Origin of the sequence: Streptomyces sp. PA03-1a (assembly GCF_033792805.1) — a bacterium.
Taxonomy (GTDB): domain Bacteria; phylum Actinomycetota; class Actinomycetes; order Streptomycetales; family Streptomycetaceae; genus Actinacidiphila.
Genome location: NZ_JARAVO010000332.1, coordinates 1 through 8,178, shown reverse-complemented (window position 1 = coordinate 8,178; position 8,178 = coordinate 1). Strand labels below are relative to the sequence as shown.

The following is an 8,178-nucleotide window of genomic DNA, read 5'->3' as shown; positions in this document are numbered from 1 at the left end:
GCCCCCGCCCGCGCAACACCGCGACCGCGAACACGGCCTGTCGGGCCGCCACCCCACTCCATGCGACCCGGACCGGATCCTGACCGCGGCAGGCTCGGTCGCTCCCGGCCTGGCGACCCCGGGCTCCGGTCTGACCATCAGCGACTGAGGTCTCGGACACCCTGGACCTCCGCAACAAGAGCCTCCGTATCAACCCCTCGGGCCTGACGGGCTCAAAGTCAAGGCCCGCCGCCTCCCCCGCCGCAGAACGCGCGGCAAAAGGAGAACATGACGGCTGGCTGATGCTCGGTGAGGGTTTCCGGCGTCGTACATCCCACGGTCAGCGGTTCGAGCAGCCGGGCCGCATCGCAGGTGCCGGTCAGGCATTCGTACGGGGCGGGCGATCGCGGGCTGCGCTCGACCGTGGCGAGTCAGCCCTGGGGCCGGCCCTGGATCAGGAGTCGATGCGACTCCTGCAATCCCGGCGGCAGGTCGTTCGGCGATACCCATTTGGCCTCCAGGACTTCGAACGAGTCGAGCTTCAGGGAGCCGCCGACGAGCTCGGCGGCATACGCCACCTCCACGCGCAGCTTGTAGCCGCTCTTGAGGTGGACCACCTCGCCGGCCTTGACGTCCAGGCCGGTCTCCTCACGTACCTCGCGGGCGACGGTGTCGCGGAAGTCCTCACCTGCTTTGGCGTAGCCGGTGGGCAGGCCCCATTGGCGGTCTTCGGGCCACAGGCGGTGGCGCAGCAGCAGCACGCGGCCCTCGGCGTCGCGGACAACGCCGGTCACGCCGACCATGTATTTGCTGTTCGTCAGCCACAGGACCCGCCACTGCAGGGGCCCCCGGATGATGCGCCACAGTCCAGCGATGATGCGCTTCACGCCATGCCTCTCGGGAGCCGGGTCGCCGATGCGTCCCGCGTAAGGGCCACGATCGCGCATGGAAGGGTGGCCTTCCAAACACGTGGCTACGTCGGCCGTGTACGCCGCAGACCCCCTTCCCGGCCCGGCCGCGGGTGTCGTGACGGCGCCCCTCGACAGCGGCCTGCCACGCCCCGGCAGACCCCTTGGTCAGCCATTTCGACCGGGTCCAGAGATCACCCGTGCCGCGGGTCGTGTGCCTGAGCACCCCGGCGCGGGGGTGCTCAGGCACACGGGGTGTCGCGGGCTGCATCAGTCGACTGGCATCACCCACACGTCGGCGATCGAGGGGTCGTAGTCGGCGCCGGTGTCCTGGAAGCGGAGCCGCACGGTGCCGTCCGACGTGCCGGCGGAGGGGTCGACCACGAACTGGTGGGTGATGGTGCCCTGGCCGCCCTCGCTTCGCCTCAGGTCGACGCTGTGCACCACCGTGCCGTCCACCTGGACGTCATAGGTCTTGCGCCGGGCACCGTCGAAGGTCTCGACGATGCGGACCACGAAGCGACCCTTGGTGGGTACGGCGGCGTCGAACTCCAGCCAGCCGCCCGGGTAGGAGGAGTGGGTGTAGCGCCGCGTCAGTCCGGCCTCGATGTTCGTTCCCGAGTGCTCCGACGCGGTCAGCCGGTGGGCGGACTCCGACGGCCCGTCGCCGAGGTCGACGTGGTCGCTGGACTGCGCGGGCGGGGTGGGCAGCGAGACCGCGATCGTGCCGGTCGCCTGCTCCGCCGGCGTCGAGCCGGTCGCCACGGTGACCGTGGCCGCCTGGCCGACGACGGTGAGCGGCACCGTCACGACCGTTTGGACCGTCCTCTTCTCCCCCGGGTTCAGTTGGTAGCCGACCGGGTTCGGCGTCGACCAGCCGTCAGGGAGGCCGAGCGTGAGCTTGCCGGACTGCACCACATCGGTGCGGTTGGTCAGCACGGTGGCGATGGTGGCCGCCTGGCCCGGGCCGGCCGTGTCAGGCGTGGTGGACACACCGTCGATGGCGACGCCGGGGGCGACCGGCAGGCCCGCCGACACCGGGAGCGTCGCCGTTCCTCCCGCGTACTGGTAGGACACCGAGCCGGTGAGGTCGGCCATGGACGCCTGCGCGTTGGTCGCGACCGTGACGTCGTAGGCGTGCTTGACCGTACTGCCCGCACCTGTGGTGGACGCGTGCCGGCCCACCGGTTTCACCGTCCAGCCGCTGGGTGCCTGCAGAGACGAATCGACGCCGGTCAGCGGTCGCTTGCCGGTGTTCTTCAACGCCACGGTCACGCGGACGACATCGCCCGGGAGGATCTCGTCGGCCGGCACCTCCAGGGTGGCGACCGCGCCGACCAGGCGCGACGATGCCCGGGACAGGGTTTGCTCGATGCCGGTCAGCGCATCACGCAGTGCCGTGGCCGCTGTCTTGTCGATCGTGCCCTGCTCGGCGTACGTCTGCGTCCATCGGTCGAGGTCCGCCACGCCGGCGAGCGCACGGTGCACCGCGGCGGCGGTCAGCCGCTCGTCCGCGCCCTCGCTCTGCAGGCGCCAGGCGGCTGCGAGCTCGGTCCGCATCAGGGCGGTGCGCACCTGCAGGTGACCCTTGGCGATCTTGCCGGCACCACGCACCTGCAGCGCGTCGACATCGTCGGAGAACGACGCTGCCTGCGCCCGGGCCGCCCCCAGGTCCCCGAGCACCGGGTCGACCGCGAACGCATAGCGCCCCGAGCCGACCTCCAGCACCACGTCACCGTCGGCCTGCTCGACGTATCTCACGTCGTCGACCTCGCTGATCGGCGTGCCGCCCTCGGTGACCGCCCAGCGGTTCGCCGCCGGGATGCGCACCTGGGCGGTGGTGTTCGCCGGCACGGTGACGTCGAGCTTCATCGTCCCGCTGGTCGTGCTCCACGCGCTGCGCACCGTGCCGTACGGCGTCTGGTGGCTGAAGTCGACGTGGTCGATGCCCTCACCGGGCTCGGGGGCGATGAGCACCTTGCGGTAGCCCGGCTCGGCCGCCGAGACGCCCGCCATGGTGCCGTACATCCACTCGCCGACCGCGCCGTACGCGTAGTGGTTGAACGAGTTCATCCCCACGTCGTTGAAGGTGCCGTCGGGGTTGATGGAGTTCCACCGTTCCCAGACGGTGGTCGCGCCCTTCCCGATCTCGTAGCCCCAGGACGGGTAGTCCTTGTGCTGCAGCAGCCGGTAGGCGATGTCGGAGCGGCCCGCCTGCGTGAGTGCCGGCAGCAGTCCGTCGACGCCGAGGAAGCCGGTCGACAGGTGGTAGTCGCGGCGCTCGAGGGTCTTGACGAACTTGGCGACGACCTTGTCGCGCCGGTCGGCGGGGGCGAGGTCGTTGGTCAGGGTCAGGATGTACGAGGTCTGGCTGTCGCCCTTCACGGTGCCGTCGGCGCCGATGAACGCCGACTGGTACGCCGACCTGATCGCCTCGTAGCGCTGCTGGTACGCCGCCGCGTCGCCGTCCCGGCCGATCGCGGCCGCCATCTGCGCGAACTCGCGGGTGCTCTTGGCGACGAACGCGGTGTCGAGCACGTCGGCCGGGGTCGCGTCGTCGAGGTTGAGCCAGTCGAGGTAGCCGCCGGCGGAGCGGATGTGGCCGGTGGAGTCGGCGTCGAGGAAGTCGACGTAACCCTTCATCATGTCGTAGTTCTCGCGGATGACGTTGGTGTCGCCGTACGCCTGCCACACCGTCCACGGCACGTGCACGCCGGAGTCCATCCAGCCGGCCGACTCGTAGCCGCCGTCGAAGCGGCCGGGGACCACGGGGGCGACGCCGGGCAGTGAACCGTTGGGCCGCTGGGTGTCCCGCAGGTCCTGCAGCCACTTGGTCAGGAAGGACTGTGCGTCCATGTTGTAGACGGCGGTGCGGGCGAAGACGTTGATGTCACCGGTCCAGCCCATCCGCTCGTCGCGCGCCGGGGTGTCCGTGGGGATCGACAGGAAGTTGCCGCGCATGCCCCAGACGATGTTGCTGTGCAGTTGGTCGACCAGGTCGGAGTTGGTGTCGAGGCTGCTGGTGAGGTCACCGTCGGTGCCGACGACGACACCGACCAGGTCCTTGGCCACGGGGGCCTCGTCGACGCCGGATATCTCGACGTACCGGAAGCCGTGGAAGGTGAACGACGGCTCGAAGGTCTCCGGCTGGTCGGTGGCGAAGGTGTAGTGGTCGGTCGCCTTCGCGGTGCGCAGGTTCGCGGTGTAGAGCGTGCCGTCGGGGTTGAGCACCTCGCCGTGCCGGATCTTCACCGTCCGTCCCGGCTTGCCCTTGAGGGTGAGGCGCACGTGGCCGACCATGTTCTGCCCGAGGTCGTAGAGGTAGACGCCGTCGGTCGGCGAGTCGATCCGCTTGGCGGTCCTGAGCTCCTGGGTGACCCGTACGTCGACCGCGGTCTGTGGTTCGAGCACGGTCGTCGGCTCGTCGCGGACGTGCGCCGTGGCCCAGTTCGCGTCGTCGAAGCCGGGCTTGTCCCAGCCGCCGACCTGCTTGGCCACCCGTGCGTCGTAGGACTCGCCGTCGAGCAGGTCGGCCTCGCGGGTCGGACCGCCGGTGGTGGTCCAGGTGCCGTCGGTACGCACGGTGGTGCTGGTGCCGTCGGTGAACTCGACCAGCATCTCGGCGATCACCGAGTTGTCCTTGCCGTAGACGTCGGTGCCGAACATGGCGACCTTGCCGCTGTACCAGCCCGGTGCGACCTCGGCGCCGAGCACGTTGGCGCCGGCGCGGACCTGCCGGGTCACGTCGTAGGTCTGGTAGTCGATGTGCTTGTCGTAAGCCGTCAAGCCGGGTGCGAGTTCGGCGTTGCCCACCCGGGCGCCGTTGAGCCGCAGTTCGTACACGCCGCGCGCCGATGCGTACACACGTGCCCGGGCGACCGTCTTGCCGCCGAGGTCGAACTCCTTGCGCAGCAGCGGGACAGGCTCGTCGCGGCGCAGCCAGGCCTCGCCGCCCGCGCTGTCGACGCGCAGGCCGCCGGCGGTCACGGTGCCGGACGCGAAGGTGCGGTCGCCCGCCGGGAAGGCGGTGTCGACCAGGACGGTTCCGTCGTCGCTGGTGACCGTGACGTCGCGGACCAGACCGCGCTCCGCGCCGCTGGTGCGGAAGCCCATCGTGCCGGGGCCGCCGAACGTCGCATCGGTGCGCTGGTCAAGCTGCTTGCCGTCGACGGTGGTGGTGATCGTGTCGCCGTCGACGGCGATCGCGTAGTCGTGCTCGGCGGCGAAGTCGAACCCGGCCGGGAACGGTGTCGCCTTGAGGACCGAGTAGTTGCTGCTGCGCTTGACGTGCGGGCGCAGCGCGTCATCGGCGTCGCTGATCTGCCACATGTAGGCGTTCTCGGTGTCCTGACCGCGGAAGTAGACGCCGAGCGCCCCGTTGATGTCGGAGGCGGTGAACTTGATCGTGTAGTCGGTCCACTGGGCGCCCAGCGCCGGTGTGTCCGCACCGATCCACGCGGCGGTCCACGGCCGGTCGCCCAGAGCGGTGCCGAACGTGGCGGGCGCGCTCCACTTGGAGGCGATGCCGCGGTCGTCCCATACGCGGACGGACCAGACGTAGTCGGTGTGCGGCTGCAGCGCGGGGCCGCCGTAGCGGACGTCGACCGACTGGCGGGAGGAGACCTTGCCGCTGTCCCAGACGTCGGGCTTGTCGAGGCGGTCGGCCGAAGAGGCGACGTGTATCTCGTAGGCCCGCTGCGTGACGCCGCGGCGCTCGGAGCCGAGCTGCCAGCCCAAGGTTGGCGCCGCCAACGGGATACCGAGCGGATCGTCAAGGGCGTTGACCGTCAAACCGCCGACGCTCGTTGCAGCGGCGGCGGGGGCGGTGGAGGCGGTGGGTGGACTCGCTGCCGTCGCCGTCGCGGGTGCCGCCACGACGAAGACTGATGCAGCGACCACCGCGGTGATCTGCTGACGCACGGGTGCTCCTCAAGAAGGATACTGAAACGCTTCAATGACACCCTGGCGGCCATCACCCCTCCATGGCAACGGGTTGGACAGATTTGATGGGATGGATTCCAGAGATCAATGAATCGGTTTAAGTCGATGGGACCATCGCGTCCCCGTGGCGGCGGGTTGGCCCGGTGGCCCGGCCCACGAGGCCGTCGCCCATGCCGAGGCGGGTCTACGAAGTCCTGCTGTCGGGGAGGCAGCCCGGTCCCGGCAGGCCCACCCTGGAAACCCGGCGGGCCGCCGACCGGCCACTCGGGTGCGGCAGGCTTCCACCTCACTTGGCGGACCGGCCCGGGCTCAGCGCCAGAATCCTGGGTGCCCGCCGCGAACCGCCCGGCGCCCGGGCGTGCCTTGAGGCAGGGGGCGAGGGCGTGGCGATGCGGCCCGGCCGGGTCTGCCCGTCGGCAGGCTATCGAGAATGGAGACAGGGGCGTGATCCTTCGTTCGGTGGGGTGGGGCGGCCGGTCTGAGTGCTCGCCGACCGTGTGGCGGTCCGGTCGTTCCGGGCGGGTGTCAGTGGGTTCTGCGATCGTGCGTGTCGTGGATGAACTCGTGGAACGCGTTGACGCTCAGGACCGTGTGCTGGGGGTGGTCAGTCGGCGGGACGCCGTTCGGGAGGGCTGGCTGCACCGGGTTGGCGTGGTGGTGTGCCGCGACGGGCAAGGACGTTTTCTCGTGCATCGGCGGGCCGTGCACCTGTCCCGTTTCCCAGGGCACTATGAACTCGGGGTCGGGGGTGCTGCGGGAGTCGGCGAGTCCTATGAGCAGGCAGCTGCCCGCGAGCTCAGCGAGGAGCTGGGAGTGCGGGCGACAGTGTGCCTTCGGTTCAAGTTCCTCAACCGGGGCGGGCTCAGCCCTCACTGGCTTGCGGTCTGTGACGCCGTGCTGCCGGAGATCGTCGCCCCTGATCCGGAAGAGGTGGCCTGGCACGGGTGGCTGACTGAGTCCGAGCTGCGGCGGGCTCTGCTGCAGTGGACCTTCACTCCTGATAGCCAGGCGATTCTCGATCGATATCTCGCTTGTCGTGCCGCACCGGCTTCTGCGCAGGAACGGTGCTCATGAGCTGGGCCAGTGGGAGCCCGACCGATGTTCGCTGTGAACTGCAGCTATCGATAGGCCAGTTGATGCTCGGCGACCATGGGGAACTTGTGCCACGGGATCGGGGGCCATGACGGTAGACGAGACTCGTCTGATGCCACATAAGGCAGACGTACCGGGTGAACACGGATGACGGCCGTGGCCGGCAGACCCGGTACGCGGAGGGAAACTGAAGCACCGGCGCCTCCGGGCCGACAAGGGGCGGCTACCCCCGCACCGGCAGGGACTTCGGCGGCAGCCGTTGCCGCGCTGACGCCGGCCGGCGCCCACGCCGCTGCGCTGTCAGTCCCCCGCACTACACTCACCGCGCGTGGCTCCCCCTGCAAACCGCGCTGCCGCGGAAGACGACGCATCCCTGAACAGGCCGTATCCCCCGGTCGTGGGGAGCCGGAGGCTTCTGGGATCTTGTCCGGGGGCGGCGACGTCACACGACGCGCCCACCACTTACGCTACGTGACGCGTGGTCACCACCAGGACAGCCGACAGGCCGCGGCCCAGCCGCGAACAGCAGGTCGCCGAACTCCCGGTGGGGCTACACGAAGAAAGGGAAAGACTGTGAACACCAGCAAGGTTACGGCCCGGCGTCTGACGGCCGAGGAGGTCTCAGAACTGGGCCTCAAGGACGAGATCTTCGTCTCGGCAGCCATGGATGATCTCCCCCTCGGCTGCTACGCGCCGGCATCCCTCACGAAGTCGGGCAAGAATTTCGAGGGCGGATCCTTCACCGCAAGGACGGTCTTCGGCGAGGAAGTCCACATCCTCCCCGACGATGCCGAGCAGCCCGGGATATGGGTTGCCGACGAGGCCGGAGAGGAAATCGAGGTCCTGGCCAGTGCCGGCGTCCTGCTGAACCTCGCTCTCTTCGTGCCCGGCGGCAACACCGCATCCCTCGAATCGCTCTACGCTGCTGCACGGGAGGCGTTCGGCGCGGGAATCGTCCAGCGCTGGAACGAGGAAGTCGTCGCGGTGCCGGACGTCAAGGTCGACCTGTTCGAAGAGCCCGCCCGCGGGCGCAAGGGCACGACCGGCCAGAACCGGGACCGCCGCGCCCTGGACATCTACCCCACCCGGGTGCGGTTCATGGAAGCCAGCGCCGGCTGGAAGTTCGTCCTCGAACTCCACCAGGAACACGTCGACGAGACACCCACCATCTGAACCGGCGACGGCCCACCCCGCACGCCGGCGGCACCGTCGCCGGTTCAGATGGTGGGTGTCTCGTCGACGTGTTCCTGGTGGAGTT

General features: G+C 69.6%; 4 protein-coding genes. 2 read left to right on the top strand and 2 right to left on the bottom strand.

What is annotated here, in order from left to right; translation table 11 throughout:
- Nucleotides 1-410 precede the first annotated feature (410 nt).
- Both PV341_RS41760 and PV341_RS41755 read right to left on the bottom strand, forming a co-directional pair.
- The gene (locus PV341_RS41760) at nucleotides 411-866 is read right to left on the bottom strand and encodes an NUDIX hydrolase (RefSeq protein WP_500330879.1); all 456 of its coding nucleotides are present in this window, start codon (nucleotides 864-866) and stop codon (nucleotides 411-413) included.
- A 291-nt stretch (nucleotides 867-1,157) separates the two neighbouring features.
- A complete protein-coding gene (locus PV341_RS41755; RefSeq protein WP_500360589.1) occupies nucleotides 1,158-5,807 on the bottom strand; it encodes a family 78 glycoside hydrolase catalytic domain in 4,650 nt (1,549 codons plus the stop codon).
- A gap of 573 nt (nucleotides 5,808-6,380) precedes the next feature.
- Here PV341_RS41755 and PV341_RS41750 point away from each other — a divergent pair.
- Nucleotides 6,381-6,902 (top strand): NUDIX domain-containing protein, encoded by a 522-nt coding sequence (locus tag PV341_RS41750; RefSeq protein ID WP_500330882.1) that lies wholly within the window; start codon nucleotides 6,381-6,383, stop codon nucleotides 6,900-6,902.
- A gap of 591 nt (nucleotides 6,903-7,493) precedes the next feature.
- Entirely contained in the window at nucleotides 7,494-8,093 is a 600-nt protein-coding gene (locus tag PV341_RS41745; RefSeq protein ID WP_500330884.1) for a hypothetical protein, read from the top strand.
- The last annotated feature ends 85 nt before the right edge of the window (nucleotides 8,094-8,178 follow it).